The sequence below is a fragment of the Bartonella sp. AD328YNZD genome (assembly GCF_042196425.1).
This window is the reverse complement of the sequence record NZ_JBHIQG010000592.1, coordinates 1-1,012: the sequence shown is the minus strand read 5'-3', so window position 1 is coordinate 1,012 and position 1,012 is coordinate 1. Positions and strand designations below refer to the sequence as shown.

At 40.7% G+C, this 1,012-nt stretch carries 2 protein-coding genes; both read right to left on the bottom strand.

What is annotated here, in order from left to right; all coding sequences use genetic code 11:
- Positions 1 to 121 precede the first annotated feature (121 nt).
- Positions 122 to 484 (bottom strand): 50S ribosomal protein L18, encoded by a 363-nt coding sequence (gene rplR, locus ACFIO3_RS13905; RefSeq protein WP_375608623.1) that lies wholly within the window; start codon positions 482 to 484, stop codon positions 122 to 124.
- 12 nt (positions 485 to 496) lie between these two features.
- On the bottom strand, positions 497 to 1,012 hold a 516-nt coding region (gene rplF / locus ACFIO3_RS13900), incomplete at its 5' end, for a 50S ribosomal protein L6 (protein ID WP_375704670.1).

Here is a 1,012-nt window from a genome sequence, read left to right as displayed (position 1 = left end):
TTTGTGCCATTCCTCATTCCTTTTTCTTTTCCGGAAGCACGATAATAAAGCTCCTCATCAAACCAGAAGAACCTAAATGAAATGCTCTAAACTCTCCTTACGCACTCATAAAGAGGAAATTTTAGAAATTCAAACCACCTTCACGAGCAGCTTCAGCCAAAGCCTTGACACGACCGTGGTACACATAGGCTCCACGATCAAAAACCACGTCGCTCACACCAACTTGCTTCGCACGTTCAGCAATTAACTTACCAACAGCAAAGGCAGCTTCTTTATCAGCACCACTCTTTAACGACTTCTTTAAATCACTTTCAAGAGTAGAAGCTGAAACAAGTGTACATCCCCGTAAATCATCGATAACTTGAGCATAAATATTCTGATTTGAACGATAAATACTAAGTCGAGGACGATTATGAGAAACCATTTTGATCCTACGACGAACACGTCTTGCACGACGCCGGATAATGTCCTTAGATGAAACCATAATACAAAATCCTTATTTCTTTTTACCTTCTTTACGGAAGATATGTTCATCTGCATGTTTAACGCCTTTACCCTTATAAGGCTCAGGTCTACGATACTCGCGAATCTCTGCTGCGACTTGCCCAACTTGCTGTTTATTAATTCCAGAAACAACAATCTCCGTGGGCTTAGGAACAGTTACAGTAACACCTGATGGAACTTTATAAACCACATCATGCGAAAAACCTAAAGATAGTTGAACATCCTTACCCTGCAAAGCAGCACGATAACCAACCCCATTGATTTCCAATCTCTTTTCAAAACCATCTTTTACACCACAAAAAATGTTTTCAATCATTGAGCGCGACATACCCCATTTAGAGCGCGCATCTTTTGATTGATCCCGCGGCGCAACTGATATAACATTTTCCTCAAGTTTGACTAAGACTTCATCATTAACGACGTAACTGAGTTCACCTTTTGGACCTTTTGCCTTAACCAGCTGACCTTCAACAGTAGCAGTAACTCCAGAAGGAATTGAAATGGGTTT

What these genes read in the sequence shown, in the direction of transcription:
- rplR (WP_375608623.1), bottom strand. Translation starts at nt 484, where the DNA reads ATGGTTTCATCTAAGGACATTATCCGGCGTCGTGCAAGACGTGTTCGT.